General features: G+C 73.2%; 23 protein-coding genes. 13 read left to right on the forward strand and 10 right to left on the reverse strand.

The annotated features are described in order from the left end of the window. Nucleotides 1-100: 100 nt before the first annotated feature. Nucleotides 101-607, forward strand: a complete 507-nt coding sequence (locus tag GJ743_RS14220; RefSeq protein WP_155052570.1) for a MarR family winged helix-turn-helix transcriptional regulator — start codon at nt 101-103, stop codon at nt 605-607. 72 nt (nt 608-679) lie between these two features. Here GJ743_RS14220 and GJ743_RS14225 read toward each other — a convergent pair whose 3' ends face one another. The 7 genes from GJ743_RS14225 to GJ743_RS14255 all read right to left on the reverse strand — a co-directional run bounded on the left by GJ743_RS14225 (nt 680) and on the right by GJ743_RS14255 (nt 7676). Then, a complete protein-coding gene (locus tag GJ743_RS14225) occupies nt 680-1165 on the reverse strand; it encodes an SRPBCC family protein (protein ID WP_155052571.1) in 486 nt (161 codons plus the stop codon). Continuing rightward, complete coding sequence (locus tag GJ743_RS14230) at nt 1162-1476, reverse strand: hypothetical protein (protein ID WP_155052572.1); 315 nt, start codon at nt 1474-1476, stop codon at nt 1162-1164. The genes GJ743_RS14225 and GJ743_RS14230 overlap by 4 nt, the downstream gene beginning before the upstream one ends. A gap of 97 nt (nt 1477-1573) precedes the next feature. Next, nucleotides 1574-1969 carry a RidA family protein gene (locus tag GJ743_RS14235; RefSeq protein WP_155052573.1) on the reverse strand — a complete coding sequence of 132 codons (396 nt, stop codon included), beginning with the start codon at nt 1967-1969 and terminating at the stop codon, nt 1574-1576. 68 nt (nt 1970-2037) lie between these two features. After that, complete coding sequence (locus tag GJ743_RS14240; protein WP_155052574.1) at nt 2038-4482, reverse strand: beta-xylosidase/alpha-l-arabinosidase; 2445 nt, start codon at nt 4480-4482, stop codon at nt 2038-2040. Further along, nucleotides 4479-5381 carry a carbohydrate ABC transporter permease gene (locus tag GJ743_RS14245; protein WP_155052575.1) on the reverse strand — a complete coding sequence of 301 codons (903 nt, stop codon included), beginning with the start codon at nt 5379-5381 and terminating at the stop codon, nt 4479-4481. Before GJ743_RS14245 ends, GJ743_RS14240 begins: the two co-directional genes overlap by 4 nt. A 1-nt stretch (nt 5382) precedes the next feature. Further along, nucleotides 5383-6381, reverse strand: a complete 999-nt coding sequence (locus GJ743_RS14250; RefSeq protein WP_155052576.1) for a carbohydrate ABC transporter permease — start codon at nt 6379-6381, stop codon at nt 5383-5385. Then, complete coding sequence (locus GJ743_RS14255) at nt 6381-7676, reverse strand: ABC transporter substrate-binding protein (protein WP_155052577.1); 1296 nt, start codon at nt 7674-7676, stop codon at nt 6381-6383. The genes GJ743_RS14250 and GJ743_RS14255 overlap by 1 nt, the downstream gene beginning before the upstream one ends. On the opposite strand from GJ743_RS14255, the gene GJ743_RS14260 reads away from it, so the two are divergent. The 4 genes from GJ743_RS14260 (at nt 7657) to GJ743_RS14275 (ending at nt 11457) form a co-directional block, all read left to right on the forward strand. Beyond that, nucleotides 7657-7824 (forward strand): hypothetical protein, encoded by a 168-nt coding sequence (locus GJ743_RS14260; protein ID WP_155052578.1) that lies wholly within the window; start codon nt 7657-7659, stop codon nt 7822-7824. The genes GJ743_RS14255 and GJ743_RS14260 overlap by 20 nt on opposite strands. After that, nucleotides 7821-9011: an ROK family transcriptional regulator gene (locus GJ743_RS14265; RefSeq protein WP_376861902.1), complete on the forward strand. Its 1191-nt coding sequence runs from the start codon at nt 7821-7823 to the stop codon at nt 9009-9011. The genes GJ743_RS14260 and GJ743_RS14265 overlap by 4 nt, the downstream gene beginning before the upstream one ends. Before the next feature lie 228 nt (nt 9012-9239). After that, a complete protein-coding gene (locus tag GJ743_RS14270; RefSeq protein ID WP_155052579.1) occupies nt 9240-10511 on the forward strand; it encodes a multidrug effflux MFS transporter in 1272 nt (423 codons plus the stop codon). Nucleotides 10512-10653: 142 nt separating this feature from the next. Then, entirely contained in the window at nt 10654-11457 is an 804-nt protein-coding gene (locus tag GJ743_RS14275) for a phosphatase PAP2 family protein (RefSeq protein WP_155052580.1), read from the forward strand. Nucleotides 11458-11781: 324 nt separating this feature from the next. On the opposite strand, the gene xdhC is transcribed toward GJ743_RS14275, so the two are convergent. Genes xdhC through GJ743_RS14290 form a run of 3 tightly spaced genes read right to left on the reverse strand, consistent with a single transcriptional unit; the run spans nt 11782 to nt 16623 of the window. Further along, on the reverse strand, nt 11782-12621 hold the full coding sequence (gene xdhC / locus GJ743_RS14280) for a xanthine dehydrogenase accessory protein XdhC (RefSeq protein WP_155052581.1): 840 nt from the start codon (nt 12619-12621) through the stop codon (nt 11782-11784). Between the two features lie 13 nt (nt 12622-12634). Beyond that, the gene (xdhB, locus tag GJ743_RS14285) at nt 12635-15118 is read right to left on the reverse strand and encodes a xanthine dehydrogenase molybdopterin binding subunit (protein WP_155052582.1); all 2484 of its coding nucleotides are present in this window, start codon (nt 15116-15118) and stop codon (nt 12635-12637) included. Then, nucleotides 15115-16623 (reverse strand): xanthine dehydrogenase small subunit, encoded by a 1509-nt coding sequence (locus GJ743_RS14290; RefSeq protein WP_155052583.1) that lies wholly within the window; start codon nt 16621-16623, stop codon nt 15115-15117. The genes xdhB and GJ743_RS14290 overlap by 4 nt, the downstream gene beginning before the upstream one ends. 160 nt (nt 16624-16783) lie before the next feature. On the opposite strand from GJ743_RS14290, the gene aceB reads away from it, so the two are divergent. The 8 genes from aceB to GJ743_RS14330 all read left to right on the forward strand — a co-directional run bounded on the left by aceB (nt 16784) and on the right by GJ743_RS14330 (nt 25087). Further along, complete coding sequence (aceB, locus tag GJ743_RS14295; RefSeq protein ID WP_155052584.1) at nt 16784-18379, forward strand: malate synthase A; 1596 nt, start codon at nt 16784-16786, stop codon at nt 18377-18379. Nucleotides 18380-18382: 3 nt separating this feature from the next. After that, entirely contained in the window at nt 18383-19639 is a 1257-nt protein-coding gene (locus GJ743_RS14300; RefSeq protein ID WP_328289206.1) for a DUF6986 family protein, read from the forward strand. Between the two features lie 57 nt (nt 19640-19696). Further along, the gene (locus GJ743_RS14305) at nt 19697-20524 is read left to right on the forward strand and encodes a bifunctional allantoicase/(S)-ureidoglycine aminohydrolase (RefSeq protein ID WP_155052585.1); all 828 of its coding nucleotides are present in this window, start codon (nt 19697-19699) and stop codon (nt 20522-20524) included. A gap of 14 nt (nt 20525-20538) precedes the next feature. After that, the gene (gene allB / locus GJ743_RS14310; RefSeq protein WP_155052723.1) at nt 20539-21975 is read left to right on the forward strand and encodes an allantoinase AllB; all 1437 of its coding nucleotides are present in this window, start codon (nt 20539-20541) and stop codon (nt 21973-21975) included. Further along, the gene (gene uraD, locus GJ743_RS14315) at nt 21972-22466 is read left to right on the forward strand and encodes a 2-oxo-4-hydroxy-4-carboxy-5-ureidoimidazoline decarboxylase (RefSeq protein ID WP_155052586.1); all 495 of its coding nucleotides are present in this window, start codon (nt 21972-21974) and stop codon (nt 22464-22466) included. The genes allB and uraD overlap by 4 nt, the downstream gene beginning before the upstream one ends. Next, the gene (gene uraH / locus GJ743_RS14320) at nt 22463-22837 is read left to right on the forward strand and encodes a hydroxyisourate hydrolase (protein ID WP_155052587.1); all 375 of its coding nucleotides are present in this window, start codon (nt 22463-22465) and stop codon (nt 22835-22837) included. The genes uraD and uraH overlap by 4 nt, the downstream gene beginning before the upstream one ends. 2 nt (nt 22838-22839) lie before the next feature. After that, nucleotides 22840-23739 (forward strand): factor-independent urate hydroxylase, encoded by a 900-nt coding sequence (gene pucL, locus GJ743_RS14325; protein WP_155052588.1) that lies wholly within the window; start codon nt 22840-22842, stop codon nt 23737-23739. Nucleotides 23740-23809: 70 nt separating this feature from the next. Further along, entirely contained in the window at nt 23810-25087 is a 1278-nt protein-coding gene (locus GJ743_RS14330; protein ID WP_155052589.1) for a saccharopine dehydrogenase family protein, read from the forward strand. Nucleotides 25088-25110: the final 23 nt, after the last annotated feature.

The raw sequence follows: 25110 nt of genomic DNA on the forward strand, positions 1-25110 counted from the left end.
GGCCGGTCGCCGCGGCGACACCGACGCCGCAATGGCTTCGGTGTCGAATACTTCGATATCGAAATCTTAGCAACCGAAATACGTGTGCGAGAATTCCCGCATGGCGAGACGCGGGCCGAGTGCGGCCGAGCAGCACCGCAGGGCCGTCGCGGCCTATGTGGCCGCGGGCGGCGAGGAGTCGGTGCAGCGCGTGATCACCGCGGTGCAGAGCCTCTCGAAGAAGCTCGACCAGTGGTACGCCCGGCAGCTCGCCGACCTGGATGTCACGGCGGGGGAGTGGGCGGTCGTGGCGACCCTCGCGAAGGACGGCGGCGCGCTCACCCCGAGCCAGCTCGCCGACCTCACGAACGTGGCGCCCTCGTCGATGACCCATCGGCTCGACAAGCTCGTCGATCGCGGCCTCGTCGAGCGGTCGCCCGACGCCGAGAACCGCACGCGCATCCTCGTGCGGCTCACCGACGACGGATGGGAGCTGTTCAGTCTCGCGATCCGCAGCTCCGACGTCGTCGAGTCCGACGTGCTGCAGGACCTCGGCGAGGTCGAACGCGCTGAGCTCGCACGCCTGCTCGAGGTGGTCATCGCACGACTCGACGACATCGAGGCGTAGCGGACGGCGCAGTGCGCGCGCCGACCCGCTCCGGCGATGGCGCGGCTCGCACGTCGGGGGCCGGGGATCGACTCAGACGGGATCGGGCATCGCGCCGCCGGATGCCAGGTGGTCGAGGATCGTCGTGCGCCACTCGCCGAGGTAGTCCGCATAGCCGTCGGCGAAGCGATCGAGGTCGGCCGCGGCGTCCGTCGTCAGCGCCGTCAGGTCGTACGCGACCCGCACGAGGCACCGGTCGGCGAGGTCGGCGAGCTCGACCGTGACGGTGCCCGCCGTCCAGCCCTCGGCGACCCGTGCGTACCGCGCGGAGACGCCCGCCTCGCAGTCGAGCACCACCCAGGTCGTCGGGCGGCCGTCGTCGCCGCTCGTCTGCCACACCGTGCCGACCTCGAGGTCGTCGGCACCCGCGACGAAGAAACGCGGCACCCACCCGGGCACCCAGAGTTCCTCGCCGCGCGCAGAGAACAGCCGGAACGCCTCGCGCCGCGACAGCGGCAACTCGAACGAGCCGACCAGGACGGCCCGACTGCCGCCGGCCGTGTGGTGATCGCTCGTCACCGCTCGGCCTCCTCCGCGCTCGGGAAGCGCCACCGGTGCGGGCGATCCGCGATCCGATCACCGCGTAGGCGACGGTCGACGTAGTGCATCACCAGGCCGGCGGCGATGAGGGCAGCGCCGAGCGGTGCGAGCGTGGTTCGAGCGATCGCGAGGACGACCTCGAACGCGGCGGTTGCCGCACTCCACTCGGCCGTGTTCACGCCCCACCAGGCCGTGAGCGCGTGCGGAGCCGTCGCGACGAGCAGGCCACCGGCCAAGGTGATGGCGACGCCCCACCAGATCACGGTTCTCGGCATGGACTCCGTGCTCATCGTTCTCCTCGTCGCTCCGTCGCGTGCATCGCCACGCTACCGTGCGGGGGCGCGGATCCATGGCGACGCCGGGCTCGGTCGTGGTCCTGCTCAGGCGCTACGCGGCCACCGGGATCGCGGCGATCGCGTCGACCTCGACCAGGGCGCCGGGCCGGGCGGGGGCGACCGTGAGCACGGTGACCGCAGTGCGGTGCGACCCCCAGACGGCCGCGCTCGCGGCGAAGCCGTCGGCCGGGTCGATGCCCGGCGCGAGGTGGATCGTGAGCTTCACCACGTGCTCGGGCCCGGTGCCCGCGGCGGCGAGCACCGCGAGCACGTTGCGGAGCGCCTGCTCGGTCTGCGCGCGGAGGCCCTTCAGGAGGGCGCCCGAGGCATCCGTGCCGTTCTGGCCGCCGACGAAGAGCAGCGGCCCGGCCGGGGCGATCATCCCCTGCGCGAAGGCCGGGCTCGTCGCGAGCTCGGCCGGGTCGACCGGCGTGACGTGGGTGCTCATGCGAGGCTCCTCTCGGGTCGCTCCGAGTGTGCCTCACGCATCCGACACCACGACGGCCGACCACGGCCTCATGCGCTCATGCGCTCGATCGCGACCGTCGGATGCAGCGCTCGCCGATGGTCTACGACCCGCGTCGCACCCGCCAGCCGCACGGTGTGCGCGTGCACCAGGTCGCCGCTCGACCGCCCGACCGAGAGCACGAGCTCGCCCGGCTCCACGATCCGCTCGCCGGAGCGCGACGTGAACGACGCGAGGTCGGAGGGCACCGTGAACGCGACGTCGGCGGCCGCACCCGGCTCGAGCGCGACCCGCGCGAACCCGATGAGCCGCTGCACCGGCCGCACGACCGACGCGACCGGGTCGTGCAGGTAGAGCTGTACGATCTCGACGCCCGCCCGATCGCCGGCGTTGCGCACGCGCAGTCGCACGGTGGCCGCGCCATCCGTCGCGACCGACGCCTCGTCGCCCGCGAACGACGACCACTCGAACGACGTGTACGCGAGCCCGTGCCCGAACGGGAACGCCGCCGTCGGGTCGACGTTCGACACGTCGCTCGCCCGCGCGAGCGGCGGGGCCAGGTACGTCGTCGGCTGCGAGCCGGGCGAGGCCGGGATCGACACGGGCAGGCGTCCGCTCGGGTTCACGCGACCGCTCAGCACGCCCGCGATCGCGCCCGCGCCCTCCTCACCGGCGAAGAACGCCTGCAGGATGCCCGCCGACTCGGACACCGCGCGCCCGAGCGTGTACGGGCGTCCCGCGAGCAGGGTGAGCACCGTCGGCGTCCCCGTGTCGAGCACCGCGTCGACGAGCGCCTGCTGCGCGCCGGGCAGCGCGAGCGACTCGGCGTCGCAGCCCTCGCCGCTCGTGCCGCGGCCGAAGAGCCCGGCCCGGTCGCCGAACGCGAGCACGACGACGTCGGCGGATGCCGCGAGCCCGACCGCCTCGGCGAACCCGTCGGTCTCGCCGCCGTCCACGCTCGTGCCGACCGCGTGCCGGATCTCGCTGCCCGGGAACTCGGCGCGCAGCGCCTCGACCAGCGTCGGGATGCGGATGCCGATCTCGACGCCCGGGTGCTGCGTCACGACGTGCGTCGGGAACGAGTAGCAGCCGAGCATCGCGTACGAGTCGTCGGCGTTGGGCCCGATCACCGCGATCACGGGCGGGGCCGCGAGCGGCAGCGTTCCGTCGTTGCGGACGAGCACGACGGCCCGCTCCGCGAGCTCGCGCGCGAGCGCGCGGTTTGCCGGCGGGTCGAGGTCGATGCGCCCGCGCAGCCGGTCGGCGTGCGCCGCGTCGGCCTCCGCGAGGTCGGCGTCGGCGAGTCCGAGCCGGCCGAGTGCGGGCGGAATGGGCGACCAGTCGGCGTCGAGCAGGCCGAGTTCGGCCTTCTGCCGGAGCACGCGCCGCAACGCGGTGTCGACGAGGTCCATCGGCACGGCGCCCACCTCGACGGCAGCCCGGAGCGGCTCGCCGAACGCCTTGACGGTGGGCAGTTCGACGTCGATGCCGGCCTCGAGCGCCGCGGCCGCGGCATCCGCCCACGTGTCGGCCACGCCGTGCAGCAGCTTCAGGAACGCGACCGCGAAGTAGTCGGCGACGACCGTGCCGTCGAAGCCCCACGTCTCACGGAGCAGCTCCGTGAGCAGCCACCGGTCGGCCGCCGACGGCACGCCATCGAGGTCGGAATAGGAGTTCATGACGCTGCGGGCGCCGCCATCGCGGACGGCCATCTCGAACGGCGGCAGCAGCACGTCGCCGAGCTCGCGCGGCCCGATCGAGACGGGCGCGAGGTTGCGCCCGGCCTTCGAGGCCGAGTAGCCGACGAAGTGCTTCAGCGTCGCGACGACGCCGGATGCCTCGAGCCCGCGCACGTACGCCGTGCCCACCGTCGCCACGAGGTACGGGTCCTCGCCGATGGTCTCCTCGACGCGACCCCAGCGCGCGTCGCGGACGACGTCCAGCACGGGCGCGAGGCCCTGGTGCACGCCCACCGAGCGCAGGTCGGCGCCGATTCGGCGCGCCATCCGCTCGACCAGCGCTGGGTCGAACGACGCGCCCCATGACAGCGGCACCGGGTACGCGGTGGCGCCCCAGGCGGCGAAGCCGGCGAGGCACTCCTCGTGCGCCACCGCGGGGATGCCGAGGCGGTTCGCCGCGATGATCCGCTGCTGCATGCGCGCGAGTGAGAGCGCGCCGACCGCGGCGTCGACCGGGGCCGTGCCGAACGGGCGGGTCACCTGGCCGAGGCCCGACGGCAGCAGCGCGTCGAGGTCGACATCGTCGTTCAGGTCGTGCTGGTGCGGGGCGACATCGCCGCCGCCGTCATCGGCCGCGCCGACCCACACGCCGTAGAGCTGCGCGAGCTTCTCGTCGAGCGTCATCTCGGCGATGAGGGCCGCGACGCGCTCGTCGATGGGGCGCGAGGCGTCGCGCCACGCGGCATCCGTCGCCTGCAGCGCCCCCTCGGGCGCCGACACCCCGCCGCGCGGGGTCGTTCCGTCGAGCGCGGTCATCCCTTCACCGCCCCCTGCAGGCCGCCGACGATGCGTCGTTCGGCGACGAGGAAGAACGCCAGCGCCGGGATCATCGCGAGCGACGTGTACGCGAGCACCGCTGCGGTGTCCTGCGAGTACTGCGTCGAGAACTGGGTGACGCCGAGCGGCAGCGGCCAGAGCTCCTGCGGCAGCGTGCCCGTCGAGATGACGAGCAGCGGGAGCAGGTAGCCGTTCCAGCTGCCGACGAACGCCAGCACGCCGACCGTGACGAGCCCCGGCATCGAAAGCGGCAGCAGGATCCGCCAGAAGAACCCGATGCGGCTCGTGCCGTCGATCGAGGCCGCCTCCTCGAGTTCGTCGGGGATGGCGCGGAGGAACGGGACCAGGATGATGATCGTCGTCGGCAGCGCGAACGCGATCGACGGGATGATCACGCCGAGGTACGAACCGTGCAGCCCGAGGGTGCGCAGCAGCAGCGTGAGCGGCAGCGCCGCGACCGTGAGCGGGAACATGAGCCCCGCGGTGAAGAGCGTGTAGAGGCCCTGGCGCCCGCGGAAGTCGTAGCGCGCGATCACGAACGCGGCCATGATGCCGACGATCACGACGCCCGCGGTGGTGCCGACGGCGAGGATGACGCTCGCGAGCACGTTGCCCCAGAACCGCTCGGAGCCGAGCACGTTCGCCCAGTTCGCGAGCGTCCACGGGTCGGGCAGGCCCGCCGGGTCGGCGTTCAGGTCGGCCGTCGTGCGGAACCCGCCGAGGAACACGTAGAGCACCGGGCCGATCGCGACCGCGGCGACCACGAGGGCGACGAGGTACACGAAGGGCTGGCCCCAGTCGATGCCGCGGCCGGCGGTGCGGCGCGGCGGCAGGTCGTCCGCGGGTCGCCCCGTGGTGATGGAGGTGGTCGCGGTCATGTCAGCGCACTCCTCGGGTGACGGCGCCGGCGAGGTCGCGGCGGAGGGCCAGGCGCTGGTAGATCAGCGCCACGGCGAGGGAGATGAAGAAGAGGATGACGGCGATGGCGCTGCCGTAGCCCGGCTGGCCGGCGAACTGGCCCTGTTGCACCATGTAGGTCGCCATGGTCTCGGTGGCCATGCCGCGCACGGTCGGCGCGACGGTGACCCAGACCATGTCGAACAGCTGGAGCGCGCCGATCATCGACAGGAACGCCCAGATCCGGATCGTCGGGCCGAGCAGGGGGATCGTGATGTGCCGCTGGATCTGCCACCAGCTCGCACCGTCGATCGCGGCGGCCTCGGCGAGTTCCTCGGGCACGCCCTGCAGGCCCGCGAGCATGAGGATGATCGCGAAGCCGAGGTACTTCCACGTGAGGATCCAGAAGAGGGTCCAGAGCGCGATGCTCGGGTCGGCGAGCCAGTTCTGCTGGAGGAAGCCGAGCCCGAGCGACTCGAGCATGGCGTTCACGCCGCCCTCGGGCTGGAGGAGCAGCTTCCACGCGAGGCCGGCGATGACCTCGGCGAGCACGTAGGGGACGAAGATCAGGAGGCGCAGCGCCGTGCGGCCGCGGAGTGGGCGGTTCAGCAGCAGCGCGATGCCGATCGCGAGCGGGCCCTGGATGAGCAGGGACGCGAACAGGATGAGGAAGTTGTTGCCGATCGCGCGGACGAACTCGGGCGAGTCGAACGCGCGCTGGTAGTTGGCGAGTCCGACGAACCGGTCTGGCTCGGCGAGCTGCTCCCACCGGAACGCCGGGGGCAGGTTGTAGAGGCTGTAGACCGCGGCGAGGATCACCGGCAGGATCACGAAGCCGAGGAACAGGATCAGGGCGGGGCCCACGAGCAGGACGATCTCGATGCGCTGGCGCGCCGCGCTCGACCGCGGTCGCCGTCGTCCCGGGGTGGGGGCCGGGCCCGCGGCGGTCGCGGGCCCGGCCGGCTGGAGCGTTGCGGTCATCAGAGCGTCGCCGCAGCGTCCTGCATCTTCGTGACGATCTCGTCGGGCGTGCCGGAGCCGCCGAAGAGGTTGACGATGCCGTCGTTCATCGCGTTGCCGACGGTCGTGCCGAAGGCCGTGTCGAGCCAGAGCTGCACGAACGACGAGGCCGCGAGGCCCTCGGCGACGAGCGTCAGGTTCGGGTCCTCGAGCGAGCTCGTCGCGGCCGGCACCGTGGGGATGCCCGCGCCGCTCGCGGCGAACTTCGCCTGCACGTCCTCGCTCATGATGTACTCGAGCAGCTCGGCGCACTCCGGGGGAGCCTCGGCCGAGCAGGCGAAGCCGTCGCCGCCGCCGAGCGCCGCCGTCGGGTCGCCCGCCGCACCCTCGATGCCGGGGAAGGGGAACCAGCCGAGGAACTCGGGCACCTGCTGGTCGGGCGTGAGCCCGCCGATGACGCCGGCGTTCCAGTGGCCCATGAGCTCCATGGCCGCCTGTCCGTTCGCGACGAGGCCGGCCGAGCTGCCCGCGCCCTGCTGGGCGGGAGTGCCGAGGAAGCCCTCCTGGAACGGGTCGATGCCGAGGAACTCCTCGAGCTGCTCGCCCGCCTCGACCCAGCAGTCGTCGCTGAAGTCGAACTCGGTCTCGGCGGCCTGCAGGCTCTCGGGGGAGCAGGAGTGCAGCGCGAACTGGTACCACCAGTGCGCCGCGGGCCACTTGTCGCCCGCGCCGACGGCGATGGGCGTGATGCCCGCGTCGCGGAGTGCGCCGACGTCGTCGATCAGCTCGTCGAGCGTCGTCGGCGGCGAGTCGATGCCGGCCTCCTCGAAGAGGTCGGTGTTGTACCAGAAGCCCTCGATGCCGAACGTGAAGGGGATGCCGTAGGTGGCGCCCTCGACCTGCCACGGGTTCACGGTCGCGCCGACGCTGTCGATCGTGTCGGGGATCACGTCGTCGAGCGGCATGAGGTAGCCGTTCTCGACCTGATCGCGGAGTTCGCCGCCCGGCCAGACCTGGAAGAGGTCGGGCGGGTCGCCGGCCGCGAGGGCGTTGGGGATGAGCGTGCGCTGCAGGTCCTCGTTCTGGTAGCCGGTCTGCTCGACGGTGACGCCGGGGTGCGCCTCCTCGAACTCCGTGGCGACCTCCTCCCAGACCTCGGGGAGCGGGCCGGTCGTGCCGTTGTGCCACCAGGTGAGGGTGACCTCGCCGTCGCCGCCCTCGTCTCCTCCGCCACCGGCGCAGCCGGTGAGCGAGGCGACGGCGAGCCCGGTCGCCGCGGCGAAGGTGACGAGCCGCGTGGTGCTGCGTCTGTTCATCATCGAACCTCTCGAAAATTTCGACAACAACGTCGAAAGTGATCTGGACGTCATGAGGATACGCCGGGAGCGATATGCGGTCAAGCGCAACATATTCGGTGCGGCGGGGCGCGTTTCCGCTGCGGCGAACCTAGAGTGGTGCGCGTGACCGACCGCAACGGCAGCACCGGGAGTTTCGACGGGGTGCATCGACGCAACCTCGCGAGGATCCTCGGGCTCGCGCACCTCGAGGGCCCGCTGTCCCGCGCGCGCATCACCGCGCTCACGGGGCTCAACCGCTCGACCGTCGCCTCGCTCGCCGGCGAGCTCGTCGAGCTCGGGCTCGTCGAGGAACGCGCCCCCGATCCGACCAACCGCGTCGGCCGCCCGTCGCCCGTCGTCGCCGCCCACCCGGGCGTCGTCGCCGTCGCGGTGAACCCCGAGGTCGACGCCGTCACGCTCGCCGCCGTGGGCCTCGGCGGCCGCATCGACGCGCGCGAGCGCATCGAGGTCGACGAGCTGGTGACGCCCGAGCGCACCGCGCTGCTCGTGGCCGACGCGATCCGTCGCTGGCGCGAGGGTGACCTCGCCCACGCGCGGTTCGCCGGCGTCGGGCTCGCCGTGCCGGGGCTCGTGCGCGCCTCCGACGGCCTGGTGCGGTTCGCGCCGCACCTCGAATGGCACGACGAGCCCGTGCGCGAGTTCGTCGAGGAGGCGACGGGCCTGCCGACGACGGTCGGCAACGACGCGAGCCTTGGCGCGCTCGCCGAGCACCTGTTCGGCGCGGGCCGCGGCGTCGACGACCTCGTCTACCTGAACGGCGGCGCGAGCGGCATCGGTGGCGGCCTCGTCGTGCACGGTCGCGCGGTCGGCGGCCACAGCGGCTACGCGGGCGAGTTCGGGCAGAACCGGCCGGGCATCGCCGCCCCGGGCGACCGCCGCGCCGATGGCGGCGTGCTCGAGGACGAGGTCGGTCGCGCCAGGCTGCTCGACGCCGTCGGGCTGCGGTCGGCCGACGAGCCGACGCTGGCGGGAGCCATCCGCTCGGCCGTCGACGCCGGCGACCCGGCGATCGTCGCGGAACTCGACCGCCAGCGCCGGATCCTCGCGACCGCGCTCGCGAATGCCGTGAACGTCCTGAACCCGTCGCTCGTGATCCTCGGCGGCTTCCTCGCGACGCTCGCCGAGCAGGATCCCGACGCGCTGCGCGCCGCGGTGGCCGCCCAGGCGATGCCCGCCGCGATGGAGGACGTCGACGTCGTCGTCGCCGCACTGGGCGAGGACCGACTCATGATCGGCGCCGCCGAACTCGCGTTCGCGAGGCTCCTGGCCGACCCGATCTCGGTCGCCCGCTGACCCTCGCCGGGGCCTGCGGGCCAAATCCGAATCCTGCTCGGCTTGCGTCGACCGGGGGTCGGCGCGGTATGATCGAACCTCAGTCGAATCGATTCGAGGCCATGACGGCCGAGATCGCTCCCGGCGGCGCCCCACGGGGCGCCGTTCCTGTTCGCCCGGCGCCCGACGGCGTGCGCCAGCGCAGCCGCCTCCGCACGACCGCACTCCAGCACGCCTCGGGAACCGCCTATGTCAACCGCCTCCATCCCCATCGTCCGACCGGACGACTACTCCGCTCCCCGCCACCCCGGCGACCTGCTCAGCCGCCGCCAGCGGCTGGTCTACGTCCTGGTGCTCGGAGCGCTCACCGCGCTCGGCCCGTTCACGGTCGACCTCTACCTGCCGGCGTTCCCGGCGCTCGAGTCCGAGTTCGGCGTGGGCCCTGCCGCGGTGCAGATCACGCTGACCGGCACCATGATCGGCTTCGGCCTCGGCCAGCTCATCGTCGGCCCGTGGAGCGACAAGGTCGGCCGCCGCCTGCCGCTCATCCTCGCGACCGCGCTGCACATCGCCGCGTCGATCGCGGCCGCGCTCGCACCCGACATCGCCTGGCTCGCCTTCTTCCGCCTCATGCAGGGCTTCGGCGCCGCCGCCGGCGGCGTGGTCGCGATGGCGATGGTGCGCGACCTGTTCGGCGGCAAGCCGCTCGTGCGCATGCTCTCGCGCCTCGCGCTCGTCAACGGCCTCGCGCCCGTGCTCGCGCCCGTCATCGGCTCGCAGCTGCTCGCCTTCATGGACTGGCGCGGCGTGTTCTGGGTGCTCGCAGGCTACGGCGTCCTCGTCGTGCTCTCGGTCGCGTTCCTGATCGTCGAGACCCTGCCCGAGTCGCGCCGCCACGTCGCCGGCCACTCGTCGATGCGCGAGCGGTACCGCGCGCTGTTCCGCGATCGCATCTACCTCGGCGCCGCGATCATCGGCGGCATGACCTTCACGGGGCTGTTCGCGTACCTGACGACCTCGTCGTTCCTGTTCCAGCAGGTCTACGCGTTCAGCGCGCAGGAGTACGGCCTGCTCTTCGCGGTCAACTCCGTCGGCGTGATCATCGGCGTGCAGACCTCGTCGCGTCTGATCCGCGGGCCCATCCCACCGCAGTACGTGCTCGCGGGAGCCACGATCGTCCACGCCGCGATGGCGATCGCGATCATCGTGCTCGACTCGTCGGGTGCCGGGTTCTGGGGCACCGCGATTCCGCTGTGGATCTACATCACCGCGTGCGGGTTCAGCTTCCCCGCCGTGCAGGTGCTCGCGCTCGCGCACCACGGCGCCGAGGCCGGCACCGCCGCGTCGCTCCTCGGCGCGCTGAACTTCGGCCTCGCGGGCGTGATCTCGCCGCTCATCGGCCTGTTCGGCGTCGACAGCGCCGTGCCGATGGCCGCGTTCATGCTCGGCGCAGCGGTGGTCGCGATCGCCTCGGTGTGGCTGCTGGTGCGCCCGAAGACGGTGCCCGCGCTCACCGACTGAGATGCGAGGGGCGGATGCCGCGTGCCGCATGCCGGCCGCGGCATCCGCTCGTCTCACGGCCACGGGTGCGGTTCGACGCGGGCTTCGGGCCACGCGGCGGCGGTGCACAGGAGGCCTGCGCCGTCGCGACTAGCGTGTCGACATGAGCGAACCCGACCGTACCGACGCCGCCCGCGACTCGACGGTCGAGGGTCGCGGTCCGGTGAGCGCCCCGGATGTCAGCCCGGACCCCGGTGCCAGGGAGCAGCGGACCGAGCACGTCGGGCGCTTCGTGCCGTTCGCCGCGGGGATCGCCTCGCTGGTCATCGCCGTGGTGCTCGGCATCGTGATCCTGCTCCGAGCCGAGACGGTCTTCGAGATCGACGAGGAGTGGGCCGAGGACATCTTCACGCTGCGCGGGCCGATCGGCGACCTCTTCGCCTTCGGCATGAACGCGCTCGGCGGAGGGATCATCGGCGTCTTCGTCGTGCCCATCACGATCGCTGTGATCCTGCTCCTCGTCAGACGGCCCTGGGCGGCGCTGTACTTCGTCACGGCATCGGCGGCCAGCGCCCTCGTGGTGCAGGTGCTGAAGAACCTCTTCGGGCGCGCCCGCCCCGAGGACATCATCGTGCTCTCCGACTTCGGCTCGTTCCCCTCGGGGCACGTCGCGAACGCCGCGACCATCGCGGTGACGATCGGGATCATCGTGCCGCGCGGCTGGGTGTGGTTCTGGGGCGTCGTCTACACCGTGCTCATGGCGATCAGCCGCACCTACCTCGGCGCCCACTGGATCACCGACACGATCGGCGGCGCCCTCGTCGGCGCGGGGTCCGCACTCCTCGTCTGGACGGTGTTCGCCCAGCGGATGGAGCGGGAGCGCCTCGCCCGCGCGGCGATCATCGCCGAGCACAACCGCGCGTTCGCGCAGTCGCACGTCACCCCGCCCGCGCGCCCGCGCGCGTAGACGCCGCCCCCGGCGGGCTGCCGGCGGGCTGCCGGCGTCGCCGCGAGGCCGTCACGGTGCGGATCCGTCTCGCGTCGGGCGGGCAATCCCGTTCGTGCACGGAGCGGGTGGAAAGGTATTCCGCGTCCACCTTTCCACCTGGGTTCGGAACGAGACCGACGGGCGCGGAGCCGATGCGCGCGATCGATGGACTTCGCGCGCGTCGCGCTGGGCCCGCGGAACGGTCGAACGACGCGCACGGGCGTCGCGCAGCTGACGGCGGGGTACTCCGGACATCCGACGAGCCGAGCGACTCAATCACGCGGCGTCGCGATTCAGCGGCGCTCAGGTGCGCTGAGGGCCTGCGTGGGCGGCCTGCTCGACGCGCTGCAGCAGCTCGGCGGCGACGCTCACGGCGATCGCCGCGGGCTCCTTCGAGCGGATGCCGTCGATGCCGATCGGGGTCTCGATGCGGTGGAGCGCCGCCTCGTCGTGGCCCGCCGAGGCCAGCTGGGTGCGGAAGCGCGCCCACTTCGAGCGCGATCCGATGAGGCCGATCGACGCGAGGCCGGGGGTGCGTAGGGCGGTGTCGCAGATCGCGAGGTCCTCGGCGTGGTCGTGCGTCATGACGAGCACGTGCGCTCCCGACGGCAGCTCGGCGAGTGCCGCCTCGGGGACGCGCAGGTGGTGGACCCGGATCGTGGCGACGGCGTCCGCGAACGGCCCCGAGGCGCCGGGTTCGCCGACGCGATCCGACGAGAGCATGGCCTCGCGCGAGTCGACGAGGTCGAGCTCGATCGGATGCCGCGCGAGGATCCGCGCGAGCTCGAGCCCGACGTGCCCGAGGCCGAAGATCGCGACCGCCGGCACGACCGGCAGGGGTTCCAGCAGCATCGTGACCTCTCCTCCGCAGCACTGCACGCCGTAGTCGGCCGCGGCCCGGTCGCTCAGCGTGAGTGTCAGCAGTTCGGGCTCCGCGGCGCCCGCACCGAGCATCTCGTGCGCCCGCGCGAGCGCGGTCTGCTCGAGGTTGCCGCCGCCGACGGTCCCGACGACCTCGGACGGGGCGACGACCATCTTCGCCCCGCCGTTGCGCGGCGCGTGGCCGCGCACCATCGCGAGCGTCACGAGCACGGCCGGCGTGCGCGCGGCCCGCAGGCGCTGCACGGCCTCGACCCAGTCCATCGGCACCCGTCCGTCAGCGCTCGGCGCTCGCGTGCCCGGCGTGTGCGGCACGGGAGGCGGCATCCGTCGGCCCACCGGCCAAGGCGCCCACGGCGCCCACGGCGCCCGCATCGGTCGCGACCGAGTCGCCCGCGGCATCCGTCGCTCGCGTCGACACCGGCGTCACGGCACGGCCCGCCTCACGCGCCGCCTCGATCGCCCAGAACACCGCCTCGGGCGTCGACGGCGCCGCGAGCTCGACCGAGTGCCCTGGCGGGCCGAATGCCGCGACGGCCTCTCGGATCGCCTCGCGCACGCTGAACGCGAGCATGAACGGCGGCTCGCCGACGGCCTTGGAACCGTAGATCGCACCATCCTCGTGCGCGCGCTCGAGGAAGTGCACGTTGAGATCGTCCGGGAGTTCGGAGAAGCTCGGCAGCTTGTAGGTGCTCGCCGATGGCGTGAGCAGGCGGCCCCGGCCGGGGCCGTCGGAGTCGTCCCAGCGCAGCTCCTCGAGGGTGAGCCATCCGACGCCCTGCATGAACGCGCCCTCGACCTGCCCGAGGTCGATGAGCGGCGAGAGCGAGTCGCCGACGTCGTGCACGATGTCGACGCGGCGCAGCCGGGTCGCGCCCGTGAAGCCGTCGACCTCGACCTCGCTCGCGGCGACGCCGCACGCGAAGTACTTGAACGGCGTGCCCGTCATGGTCGCGGGGTCCCAGCCGAGCCCCTCGGTCCGGTAGTAGCCCGCGGCGAAGAGCTGCACGCGCTCGGCGTACGCGGTCGCCGCGAGCTCGCCGAAGAGCACCGAGACGTCGGGGTCGCCGCCGTGCACGCGGCCGTCCTCGAACCGCACGTCGGCCGGGTCGATCCCGAGCACGTTCGCGGCGACGGGCCGGAGGCGGGCGATGATCTGGTCGCACGCATCCTTGACGGCCGCGCCGTTGAGGTCGGCGCCCGAGGAGGCCGCGGTCGCCGACGTGTTCGGCACCTTGTCGGTGCGCGTCGGCGCGAGGCGCACCTGCGCGAGGGGCACGCCGAGCGCGGTGGCCGCGACCTGCAGCATCTTCGTGTGCAAGCCTTGGCCGAGCTCGGTGCCGCCGTGGTTCACGAGCACGGAGCCGTCGCGGTAGACGTGCACGAGCGCGCCGGCCTGGTTGTACGCGGTGAACGTGAACGAGATGCCGAACTTCACGGGCGTGATCGCGAGGCCGCGCTTGACGTCGGGGTCCGCGGCGTTGGCGGCCGCGATCTCGTCGCGGCGGCGGGCGAACTCCGACCCCTCGAGCACCTGCGACCAGGCGGCGCCGATGCGCTCGGCGTGCCGCACCTCCATGCCGTAGGGCGTCGTCTGTCCGGGTCGGTACAGGTTGCGCTCGCGGAGCTCGGCGGGGTCGATGCCGAGGAGCGGTGCGACGCGCCCGAGGATGTCCTCGATCACGAACATGCCCTGCGGGCCGCCGAACCCCCGGAACGCGGTCTGCGAGGTGATGTTCGTGCGCGCGATGCGCCCGTGCACCTCGAGGTCGGGGATCCAGTACGCGTTGTCGACGTGGCAGAGCGCGCGCCCGAGCACGGGGTCGGAGAGGTCGAGGCTCCAGCCGCCGTTCGAGGTGAGCGTCGCCTCGAGGGCGAGGATGCGCCCGTCGTCGGCGAAGCCCGCGCGCCAGGTGGCGTGGAACGGGTGCCGCTTGCCGGTCATCGTCATGTCCTGCGCACGGGTCAGCCGCAGCCGCACCGGGCGACCGGTGCGCACGGCGCCGAGCGCCGCGACGGCCGCGAGCCCGTGCGGCTGCATCTCCTTGCCGCCGAAGCCGCCGCCGAGCCGCAGCGATTGCACGGTCACGCGGTGGTTCGGCACGCCGAGCACGTGCGCGACGATCTCCTGCGTCTCGGACGGGTGCTGCGTGCTCGACTCGATGAACACCTGCCCCTCGGAGTCGACGTGCGCGAACGACGCGTGCGTCTCGAGGTAGAAGTGCTCCTGGCCGCCGACGACGCTGACCCCCTCGAACACATGTGGGGCCGAGGCGAGGGCGGATGCCGTGTCGCCGCGCCGCACGGTCGGTGCGATGCCCTGGAACGACCCGGCCGCGATCGCCTCCTCGACGGTGACGATCGAGGCGAGCTCGTCGTACTCGACGCCGACGGCCGCCGCGCCGAGCCGCGCGGCCTCGGCGGTCTCGCCGAGCACCCAGACGAGCGCGTGCCCGTGGTACTGCGCCTCGTCGGGGAAGAGCGGCTCGTCGCCCTTCGCGCCGGCGTCGTTCACGCCCGGCACGTCGGCGGCGGTGAGCACGTGCACGACGCCGGGCACCTCGAGCGCGGGCGCGACGTCGAGCCGCACGCGCGCGTGGGCGTGGGTCGAGGTCACCGGCCACGCGGTGAGCACGTCGCGCCGGGTGGCGGCGAGGTCGTCGGTGTAGACAGCGGTGCCGGTCGCGTGGAGCCGCGCGCTCTCGTGCGCGACGGGCGCGCCGGCGACGGCGCCCGCGGGCCGATGGCTGAGCTCGCTCATGCGGGCACCCCCTCGCGCGCCGAGCGTCGATGCAGGCGGAGGAGCGAGCGCTCGAGCATGGCCGAGCGGTAGGCGGCGCTCGCGCGATGGTCGTCCATCGGCGTGCCCTCGCCGCCGAGCACGGATGCCGCCTCCCGGACGGTCTCGTCGGTCCACTCGCGCCCGACGAGCGCGGCTTCGGTCGCACGCGCCCTGATCGGCGTCGCCGCGACGCCGCCGAGCCCGATGCGAGCGGATGCCACGGTGCCGCGCTCCTCGTCGAGGTCGATCGCGAAGGCGACCGCGACGCTCGAGATGTCGTCGTAGCGGCGCTTGGCGACCTTGTGGAACGCGGTCAGGTTCGCGGTCGGCCGCGGGATCCGGATCGTGCGGATCAGCTCGCCCGGGCGGCGGACCGTCTCGCGGTACCCCGTGAAGTAGTCGGCGAGGTCGACCTCGCGCTCGCCGTCGGGAGAGGCGAGCACGAGCCGTGCCTCGAGGGCGAGCAGCGCCGGCGGCGCGTCGCCGATGGGGGAGGCGGTGCCGAGGTTGCCGCCGAGCGTGGCCCGGTTGCGGATGAGCGGCGACGCGAACTGCGGGAAGAGCGCCGCGAGCAGCGGCACGCGCCCGGCGAGCCGCCGCTCGACCTCGGTGAGCGTGAGCGCGGCGCCGAGGTCGATGCCGGCGTCGTCCTCGTCGAAGCCCCGGAGTTCGTCGAGCCGGTCGATCGCGATCGCGAGGGGCGCGCGGCGACCGCGCAGGTTGGCCTCGACGCCCCAGTCGGTGCACCCCGCGATCGCGATCGCGTCGGGTTCGACGTGCAGCAGCGCGAGCGCCTCGTCGAGGGTCTCGGGCCGCACGAAGCGGCCGCCGTCGCCGGCGAGGCGGGTCGCCCGGGCGGCGGGCGCGGGCCGCGTGCGTCGCTCGGCGAGCGCGTCGCCCACCGCCGGCGTCGTGTCGATCCCGAGCGCGGCGTCGCGGATCGGCCGGTACCCCGTGCACCGGCAGAGGTTGCCGCTCAGCGCGTGCAGGTCGAAGGGTTCGGTCGTGTGCGCGTCGGAGGCGCCGGCGGCGGCGCCGTTGCCGCCGTCGGCGCTGGTGCGAACGGAGGCCGCGGCATCCGCCCCGTCGCTCGTTCCCCTGGACGCTCGTGCCCGGTAGAACTCGGCCGCCATGCTGCACGCGAAGCCGGGCGTGCAGTAGCCGCACTGCGAGCCGCCGGCCTCCGCGAGCGCGGCCTGCACCGGGTGCATGTGTTCGGGGGTGCCGAGGCCCTCGGCGGTCACGACCTCCTGGCCGTCGAGCGCCGCGGCGGGCATCAGGCACGCGTTCACCGCCGTCCACTCTGTGCCGCCGTCGCTGTCGGGCGTGGCGAGCAGCACGGCGCAGGCGCCGCACTCGCCCTCGGCGCAGCCCTCCTTGGCGCCGGTCAGCCCGAGCGACCTGAGCCAGTCGAGCGCGGTGGTGTGGGCCGCGATGCCCGAGGCGTCCCGCGGCCGGCCGTTGACGGTGACGACGATGTCCATGCCTTGGCTCCCTCTGACCGGAGTCTACGCCGCGCGCAGGCCCGGGTTCCGGTTCCGCTCATGCGCGCGCGCCGGTTCCGACCCGCGCGCTTCTGCGCGAAGATGAGGGCGAGGCCTGGAGCAACCACCCCGCAAGGGAGCGGAAGGGAGCGAGAGCCGCATGACCATCGAGATCGTCCACGCCGACGGCGTCGCCGGCGACGACATCCTCACGGAGGACGCGCTCGCGTTCGTCGAGGACCTGCATCACCGGTTCGACGCGCGACGGCGGGAGCTCCTCGCGGCGCGCCGCGATCGTCGGGAGCGCATCGCGCACGGCGAGCCGCTCGACTTCCTCGCGGAGACCCGCGAGGTGCGTGAGGGCGACTGGCGGGTGCCGCCGCCGCCCGACGGGCTCGCCGACCGACGCGTCGAGATCACCGGACCGGCGTCGCCGGCGAAGATGGCGATCAATGCGCTGAACTCGGGGGCGCGAGTCTGGCTCGCCGACCTGGAGGACGCCTCGAGCCCGACCTGGGAGAACGTGGTCGGCAGCGTGCGCAACCTGCGCGACGCGGCCCGCGGCACGCTCGCCTGGACCTCGCCCGAGGGCAAGGCGTACGCGCTCCGCGATGACCTCCGGCGGCCGACCGTGGTCACGCGCCCGCGCGGTTGGCACCTGCCCGAGAAGCACGTGCTCGTCGACGGCGAGCGGGCGTCGGGGTCGCTCGTCGACTTCGGCCTGCACTTCGCGCACACCGCTCGGCTCCTCATCGAGGGCGGCGCCGGTCCGTACTACTACCTCCCGAAGCTCGAGGGGCATCTCGAGGCGCGCCTCTGGAACGACGTGTTCGTGTTCGCACAGGAGCGGTTCGGCATCCCGCGCGGCACGATCCGCGCCACCGTGCTCATCGAGACCATCCCGGCCGCGTTCGAGATGGACGAGATCCTCTTCGAGCTCCGCGAGCACGCGTCAGGCCTCAACGCCGGCCGCTGGGACTACCTCTTCAGCATCATCAAGGTGTTCCGCGATGCGGGCCCCGAGTTCATCGTCCCCGACCGCGCTGCGGTGGCCATGACGGCGCCGTTCATGCGCGCCTACACCGAGCTGCTCGTGAAGACCTGCCACCGGCGGGGCGCCGTCGCGATGGGCGGCATGGCCGCGTTCGTGCCGAACCGCGCCGACCCCGAGGCGACCGCCGTCGCATTCGAGAAGGTCCGTGCCGACAAGACCCGCGAGGCGGGCGACGGGTTCGACGGCTCCTGGGTCGCGCACCCCGACCTGGTGCCGGTGTGCCGCGAGGTCTTCGACGGCGTGCTGGGCGACCGGCCGAACCAGGTCGACCGGCAGCGCCCCGAGGTCGAGGTCACGGCCGCCGACCTGCTCGACGTCGCATCGACGGGCGGGGCGGTCACCGAGGCGGGCCTGCGCACGAACCTCTCCGTCGGCGTCGCCTACACGGCGGCGTGGCTCGCCGGCAGCGGTGCGGTCGCCCTGCACAGCCTGATGGAGGACGCCGCCACGGCCGAGATCTCGCGCTCCCAGGTCTGGCAGCAGCTGCAGCACGACGTCGTGCTCGCCGACACCGGTCGCCCGATGACGCGCGAGCTCGTCCGCGAGGTGCTCGACGAGGAGGTCGCGGCACTGCGTGCGGCGACGCCCCCAGCGCCGTACGCCGCCCACTACGAGCCCGCCGCTCGCCTCGTCGCCGACCTCGTCCTCGACGACCGGTACGTCGACTTCCTGACGCTGCCCGCCTACGAGCTGCTGGCCTGAACCGTGCGGACCGCACTGCCTCCCACGCTGTCGGCGTCGATCGACGACCGGCTCGCCGGGACGGATCGACTGCTCGCGACGGCCTATCCCGGCGACGACGGGTCGCGCCAGCCGGTGCACACGGTCTACGTCCCCGGCGACACCGTCACCCACGACCTGCCGGCCGTGTGGGGCGTGGCGGCGCTCGCCGCGGCGAACTCGGCCGGGGGCGTGGAGGCGCTCGCGATCGCCGTCGGCATCCCGTTCGACCTCGCCGCGACGATCGCGCCCCTCGTGGAACGCAAGCTCGAACGCGAACCCGTCGAGGACCTCCGCATCGACTTCGAGGACGGCTACGGCGATCGCGGCGACGACGCCGAGGACGCCGACGTCGTGCGCGCGGCCGGGCAGGTCGCGGCCGCGCTCGAAGCGGGCACCGCGCCGCCCTACCTCGGCATCCGGTTCAAGTCGTTCGAGGCGGCGACGCGGGGCCGAGGCATCCGCACGCTCGACCTGTTCGTCACCGCCCTCGTCGAGCACGGCGACCTGCCCGACGGGCTCGCCCTGACGATGCCGAAGGTCTCGACGCTCGCGCAGGTCGAGGCGATGGCCGAGGTCGCGGCCGAGCTCGAACGCGTGCACGGCCTGCCCGACGGCCGGCTGCGGTTCGAGGTGCAGGTCGAGACCCCGCAGGTCGTGCTCGGCGCCGACGGCGTCGCGCCGGTCGCCCGCATCGCGCACGCGGCGTCGGGGCGCGTGAGCGGGCTGCACTTCGGCACCTACGACTACACCGCGGCCCTCGGCATCGCCGCGCCGCACCAGTCGCTCGCGCACCCGTCCGCCGACCACGCCAAGGCGGTCATGCAGCTCGCCGTCGCCGGCACCGGCATCCGGCTCTCCGACGGGTCCTCGAACGTGCTGCCGATCGGCGACCGGGCCGACGAGGCGTGGCGGCTGCACGCGCGGCTCGTGCGGCGCTCGCTCGAGCACGGCTTCCCGCAGGGCTGGGACCTGCATCCGGCGCAGCTGCCCACCCGGTTCCTCGCGACCTATGCCTACTACCGCGACGGCTGGGCCGAGGCGTCCGCACGGCTCCGGCACGTGCACGACCGCACGGCGGGCGCGGTGCTCGATGAGCCCGCGACGGTGCGCGCGCTCGCCGGCTTCGTCCTCCGGGGCGTGCGGTGCGGCGCGATCACCGTCGAGGAGGTGGCGACCGGCACCGGGCTCGACGCGTCGGCACTCGCCGCACTGGCGAACCCGAGGCGCATGACGAGCTGAGGGGTGCCGCCGCCCATCGCATATGCCGCGGCCGGCATCCACGGACGAGGAGGTCCCATGAGCTACTACACCCCGCCGGGCGGACTGCCCGCGCAGACCGACCTGCTCACCGACCGCGCGATCGTGACCGAGGCGTACACGGTGATCCCGAAGGGGGTGCTGCGCGACATCGTCACGAGCAATCTGCCGGGCTTCACGGGCACGCGGTCGTGGATCATCGCGCGGCCGATCGCGGGATTCGCGACCACGTTCGCGCAGCTCATCGTCGAGATCGCGCCGGGCGGGGGAGCCGAACGGCCCGAGGCGGAGGCCGGGGTCGAGGGCGTCCTCTTCGTGACCTCCGGTTCGCTGGCCCTCGACCTCGCCGGGGCACGGCACGCGCTCGGCCCCGGCGGCTACGCGTACCTCGCGGCCGGCGAGACCTGGTCGATCGCGAACGACGGCGACGCGCCCACCTCGTTCCACTGGATCCGCAAGGCGTACGAGCCCGTCGACGGCATCCCGGCGCCCGCGTCCTTCGTCACGAGCGACGCCGACGTCGCACCGCGGCCGATGCCCGACACCGACGGTGCGTGGGCGACCACGCGGTTCGTGGACCCCGACGACCTCGCGCACGACATGCACGTCAACATCGTCACGTTCCAGCCGGGCGGCTCGATCCCGTTCGCCGAGACGCACGTCATGGAGCACGGGCTCTTCGTGCTCGAGGGCAAGGGCGTCTATCGCCTCAACGGCGACTGGGTCGAGGTCGAGGCGGGCGACTTCATGTGGCTCCGCGCGTTCTGCCCGCAGGCGTGCGTCGCGGGTGGGCCGGGACCGTTCCGGTACCTGCTGTACAAGGACGTCAACCGGCAGGTGCGGCTGACCGGGCCGGCGGGCGGGTGAGCATGGGCGAGCGGATGCCGCCGGGCGACGCCTCCTCGATCGGGGGCGCAGAGGCATCCGTCGTGTTCGACCTCGTCTTCGCGGGCGACCGGGTGCTCGTCGACGGCGCGTTCGCGCCCGCCCAGGTCGCCGTGCTCGACGGGCGCATCGCGCGGATCGCCGAGCCGGGCGTCGCGCTCAGGGCGGCGCACCGCGTGCGCCTCGCCGACGACGAGGTGCTCATCCCCGGACTCGTCGACACGCACGTGCACGTCAACGAGCCGGGCCGCACCGACTGGGAGGGGTTCGCGAGCGCCACGCGCGCTGCGGCGGCGGGCGGGGTCACGACGATCGTCGACATGCCGCTCAACAGCATCCCGCCGACGACCTCGGTCGCGGCGCTCGCCGTGAAGCGGGCGAGGGCGACCGGGCACGTGTTCGTCGACGTCGGATTCTGGGGCGGGATCGTGCCGGGAAACCTGGGCGACCTGCTCCCGCTCGGCGACGAGGGGGTGTTCGGGTTCAAGTGCTTCCTCATCGACTCGGGCGTCGCGGAGTTCCCGCCCGTCACGCCCGACGAGATGGAGCGGGCGATGACCGCCCTGTCGCGCGGCGCGGACCCCGCGGGCAGCGAGGCCGGGGCCGACCTCGACCAGCTCGTCATCGTGCACGCCGAGGACGCCGCGGCCATCGACGCTGCGCCGCACCCGCACAGCCGCGCGTACGCCGACTTCCTCGCCTCCCGGCCCGACGCGGCCGAGGGCGCGGCGATCGCGGCCGTGATCGCCGCCGCCCGCCGCACGGGCGCGCGCGCCCACATCCTGCACCTCAGCTCGTCGGCCTCACTCGAGGCGGTCGCCCGCGCGCGGGCGGACGGCGTCCGGCTCACGGTGGAGACCTGCCCGCACTACCTCGCGCTCACCGCCGAGGAGGTGCCCGACGGCGCCACGGCGTTCAAGTGCTGCCCGCCGATCCGCGGCGCGGTGAACCGCGACGCGCTCTGGCGCGCACTCGAGGAAGGGGTGATCGACACGATCGTCTCCGACCACTCGCCGGCGCCCCCCGCGGTCAAGTTCGCGGGCGACGGCGACTTCGCCGTCGCGTGGGGCGGGATCGCGTCCCTCCAGCTCGGCCTGGCCGTCGTCTGGACCGAGGCGCGCCGCCGCGGCATCCGTCTCGAACGGGTCGTGGAGTGGATGTCGGCGGCGCCCGCGCGCCTCGTCGGCCTCGACGGCGCCGGCAAGGGTGCGATCGCCCCCGGCGCCGACGCCGACCTCGCGGTCCTCGCGCCCGACGACGCGTTCACGGTGGATGCCGCGGCGCTGCACCATCGGCACCCGATCACGCCATACGCCGGGCGCGAACTCGTCGGGGTGGTACGGGCGACCTACCTCGCCGGGCGCGAGGTCGACGGAACGGTGGCCCGAGGGCGCCTGCTCCGCCGGACACGACCGGATGGAGGGCCGCGATGACGCTCGAGAGATTCAACGAGGCAGAACGCGATGACGCGATCGGGTTCCTCCGGCCCTGCCTCGACGTCGACCGCTGGTGCGCCGAACTCGCAGACGGCCGCCCCTACGACTCCGTCGACGACCTGCTCGCACGTGCCGAGGTCGCGGCGAGCCCGTTCACTCCCGCCGAGGTCGAGGGCGCGCTCGCCCACCACCCGCGGATCGGTGAGCGGCCGTCGGGCGCGGGTGCCGAGGCGCGGATGTCGCGCGCCGAGCAGGCGGGCGTCGACCCCGCCGACGCCGCGGTCGCCGCCGCGCTCGCCGAGGGCAATCGCGCCTACGAGCAGAAGTTCGGGCGGGTCTTCCTGATCCGCGCCGCCGGGCGTTCGTCGCGCGAGATCCTCGACGCGCTGACCGTTCGCCTCGCGCACACGCCCGACGAGGAGCAGCCGGTCGTCGCCGAGCAGCTCCGCCAGATCGCCGTCCTCCGACTGAAGGGACTCCTCCGATGAGCAGCCATGACGCCCCGCCCTCGCGGTCGCGCATCACGACCCACGTGCTCGACGCCACGACGGGCCGCCCCGCCGAGGGCGTCGCCGTCGCGCTCGCGGCGCGCGACGGCGGCGACGACGGTGACGGATGGCGCGAGCTCGACACCGCGGTGACGGATGCCGACGGCCGGGTCTCCCGCATCGGCCCGGATGACCTGCCCGCGGGCGACTACCGCCTGCGATTCGACACCGCGGCGTGGTTCGCGGCACGTGGCACGCCGACCTTCTACCCCGAGGTCGTGCTGACCTTCCACGTCGCCGACGACGGCCGTCACGTGCACGCGCCGCTGCTGCTCAGCCCGTTCGCCTACTCCACCTATCGAGGGAGCTGACCATGTCCGAACCCGCCATCGTCCTCGGGCCCAACCAGTACGGCAAGGCCGAGGTGCGCGTCGTCAAGGTCACTCGGGACAGCGCACGGCACGAGATCGACGACCTGAACGTGACCTCGCAGTTGCGCGGCGACTTCGCGGCGGCCCACCTCGTGGGCGACAACGCGCACGTCGTGCCGACCGACACCCAGAAGAACACGATCTTCGCGTTCGCGCGCGACGGGATCGGCACGCCCGAGGCGTTCCTGCTGCGACTGGCCGACCACTTCGTCTCGTCGTTCGAATGGGTCACCGGCGGCCGGTGGGCGGCCGAGCGCTTCGCCTGGCAGCGCATCGAGGTCGACGGTGCCCCGCACGACCACGCGTTCGTGCGGTCGGGTCACGAGGTGCGCACCGCCGTCGTCGTCGCGGACGGCGCCGATCGGCACGTCATCGCCGGGCTGCGCGACCTCACGGTCATGAAGTCCACCGGCTCGGGCTTCGAGGCCTACCCGCACGACCGGTACACGACCCTCGCCGAGACCCACGACCGCATCCTCGCGACGGATGTCTCGGCCCGCTGGCGCTACGCACGCGCCGACGTGGACTTCGATGCGCGGTTCGCGAGCGTTCGGGCAATGGTTCTGGAGGCGTTCGCCGAGGGGTACTCGCCGGGGCTGCAGGCCACGCTCTTCGCGATGGGGCGGCGCGTGCTCGAGGCGCACGACGACATCGCGGAGATCCGCTTCTCGATGCCGAACAACCACCACTTCGTGGTCGACCTCTCGCCCTTCGGGCTCGACAACCCGAACGAGGTGTTCCACGCCGCCGACCGGCCCTACGGGCTCATCGAGGCGGCGGTCGTCCGCGAGGGCGTCGCGAGCCCCGCGGCCGCGTGGGAGGGCATCGCGGGGTTCTGCTGAGCCCGTCGGTAGACTCCCCGCACAATTATCCAACTGGACAATTGGGATGATCCCGGCTACCGTACCCAGCATGCGAATCCTCCTCATCGGTGCGGGGGGCGTCGGCGATGCCATCGCCAAGATCGCCGCCCGCCGCGACTTCTACGAGCTCATCGTCGTGAGTGACTACGACGAGTCCCGCGCCCGCCGCACGGTCGACTGGATCGCCGCGAAGCACGGCGAGGCCGTGGCGGCCCGGTTCGCCACGGCGCAGGTCGATGCGAGCGACCCGGAGGTCGTGGCATCCGTCGCCCGCGCCCACAGGGCCACCCACGTCATGAACGCCGTCGAGCCGAAGTTCGTGCCGTCGATCTTCTCGGGGGCGCTCGCCGCGGGCGCCGACTACCTCGACATGGCGATGAGCCTGTCGGAGCCGCACCCGACCGAGCCGTACGCCGAGACCGGCGTGAAGCTCGGCGACGACCAGTTCGCACAGGCCGGCGACTGGGAGCAGGCCGGCCGGCTCGCGCTCGTCGGCATGGGCGTCGAGCCCGGGCTCTCCGACGTGTTCGCGCGCTATGCCGCCGACCACCTCTTCAGCGAGATCGACGAGCTCGGCACGCGCGACGGCGCGAACCTCGTCGTCCGCGACGAGGAGGGCAACGAGATCTTCGCGCCCTCGTTCTCGATCTGGACCACGATCGAGGAGTGCCTGAACCCGCCCGTCGTGTGGGAGCAGGAGCGCGGCTGGTTCACGACCCCGCCGTTCAGCGAGCCCGAGGTGTTCGAGTTCCCCGAGGGCATCGGCCCGGTCGAGTGCGTGAACGTCGAGCACGAGGAGGTGCTCCTCATGCCGCGCTGGGTCGACGCGAAGCGCGTCACGTTCAAGTACGGCCTGGGCGACGAGTTCATCAACGTGCTGAAGACGCTGCACCTGCTCGGGCTCGACTCGACGACGCCCGTGCGCGTGCGGAGCGCGAACGGCCCCGTCGAGGTCGCCCCGCGCGACGTGGTCGCCGCGGCCCTGCCCGACCCCGCCACGATCGGGCCCCGCATGACCGGCAAGACCTGCGCCGGCCTGTGGGTCACGGGCACCGGCACGGATGGCGCGCCCCGCGAGGTGTACCTCTACCACGTGAGCGACAACGAGTGGACGATGCGCGAGTACGAGGCGCAGTGCGTCGTCTGGCAGACCGCGCTGAACCCGGTCGTCGCGCTCGAGCTGCTCGCGACCGGCATCTGGTCGGGCCGCGGCGTGCTCGGCCCGGAGGCGTTCGACGCGCAGCCCTTCCTCGAGCTCATGGCCCGCGCCGAGGCCGACGGCGGCTACGGCCAGCCCTGGGGCATGGAGGACCGCCTGGCCCGCTGATCCGCGCCCGCCCGACGCCGGCA

This window comes from Agromyces bracchium, from assembly GCF_009709675.1.
Classification (GTDB): Bacteria; Actinomycetota; Actinomycetes; order Actinomycetales; family Microbacteriaceae; genus Agromyces; species Agromyces bracchium.

Bases quoted from the DNA above. Each gene is read 5' to 3' on its own strand.
- GJ743_RS14220 (WP_155052570.1), top strand. From the start codon at position 101: ATGGCGAGACGCGGGCCGAGTGCGGCCGAGCAGCACCGCAGGGCCGTC.
- GJ743_RS14230 (WP_155052572.1), bottom strand. From the start codon at position 1,476: ATGAGCACGGAGTCCATGCCGAGAACCGTGATCTGGTGGGGCGTCGCC.
- GJ743_RS14235 (WP_155052573.1), bottom strand. From the start codon at position 1,969: ATGAGCACCCACGTCACGCCGGTCGACCCGGCCGAGCTCGCGACGAGC.
- GJ743_RS14240 (WP_155052574.1), bottom strand. From the start codon at position 4,482: ATGACCGCGCTCGACGGAACGACCCCGCGCGGCGGGGTGTCGGCGCCC.
- GJ743_RS14245 (WP_155052575.1), bottom strand. From the start codon at position 5,381: ATGACCGCGACCACCTCCATCACCACGGGGCGACCCGCGGACGACCTG.
- GJ743_RS14250 (WP_155052576.1), bottom strand. From the start codon at position 6,381: ATGACCGCAACGCTCCAGCCGGCCGGGCCCGCGACCGCCGCGGGCCCG.
- GJ743_RS14255 (WP_155052577.1), bottom strand. From the start codon at position 7,676: ATGAACAGACGCAGCACCACGCGGCTCGTCACCTTCGCCGCGGCGACC.
- GJ743_RS14270 (WP_155052579.1), top strand. From the start codon at position 9,240: ATGTCAACCGCCTCCATCCCCATCGTCCGACCGGACGACTACTCCGCT.
- GJ743_RS14275 (WP_155052580.1), top strand. From the start codon at position 10,654: ATGAGCGAACCCGACCGTACCGACGCCGCCCGCGACTCGACGGTCGAG.
- xdhC (WP_155052581.1), bottom strand. From the start codon at position 12,621: ATGGACTGGGTCGAGGCCGTGCAGCGCCTGCGGGCCGCGCGCACGCCG.
- xdhB (WP_155052582.1), bottom strand. From the start codon at position 15,118: ATGAGCGAGCTCAGCCATCGGCCCGCGGGCGCCGTCGCCGGCGCGCCC.
- GJ743_RS14290 (WP_155052583.1), bottom strand. From the start codon at position 16,623: ATGGACATCGTCGTCACCGTCAACGGCCGGCCGCGGGACGCCTCGGGC.
- aceB (WP_155052584.1), top strand. From the start codon at position 16,784: ATGACCATCGAGATCGTCCACGCCGACGGCGTCGCCGGCGACGACATC.
- GJ743_RS14305 (WP_155052585.1), top strand. From the start codon at position 19,697: ATGAGCTACTACACCCCGCCGGGCGGACTGCCCGCGCAGACCGACCTG.
- allB (WP_155052723.1), top strand. From the start codon at position 20,539: ATGCCGCCGGGCGACGCCTCCTCGATCGGGGGCGCAGAGGCATCCGTC.
- uraD (WP_155052586.1), top strand. From the start codon at position 21,972: ATGACGCTCGAGAGATTCAACGAGGCAGAACGCGATGACGCGATCGGG.
- uraH (WP_155052587.1), top strand. From the start codon at position 22,463: ATGAGCAGCCATGACGCCCCGCCCTCGCGGTCGCGCATCACGACCCAC.
- pucL (WP_155052588.1), top strand. From the start codon at position 22,840: ATGTCCGAACCCGCCATCGTCCTCGGGCCCAACCAGTACGGCAAGGCC.
- GJ743_RS14330 (WP_155052589.1), top strand. From the start codon at position 23,810: ATGCGAATCCTCCTCATCGGTGCGGGGGGCGTCGGCGATGCCATCGCC.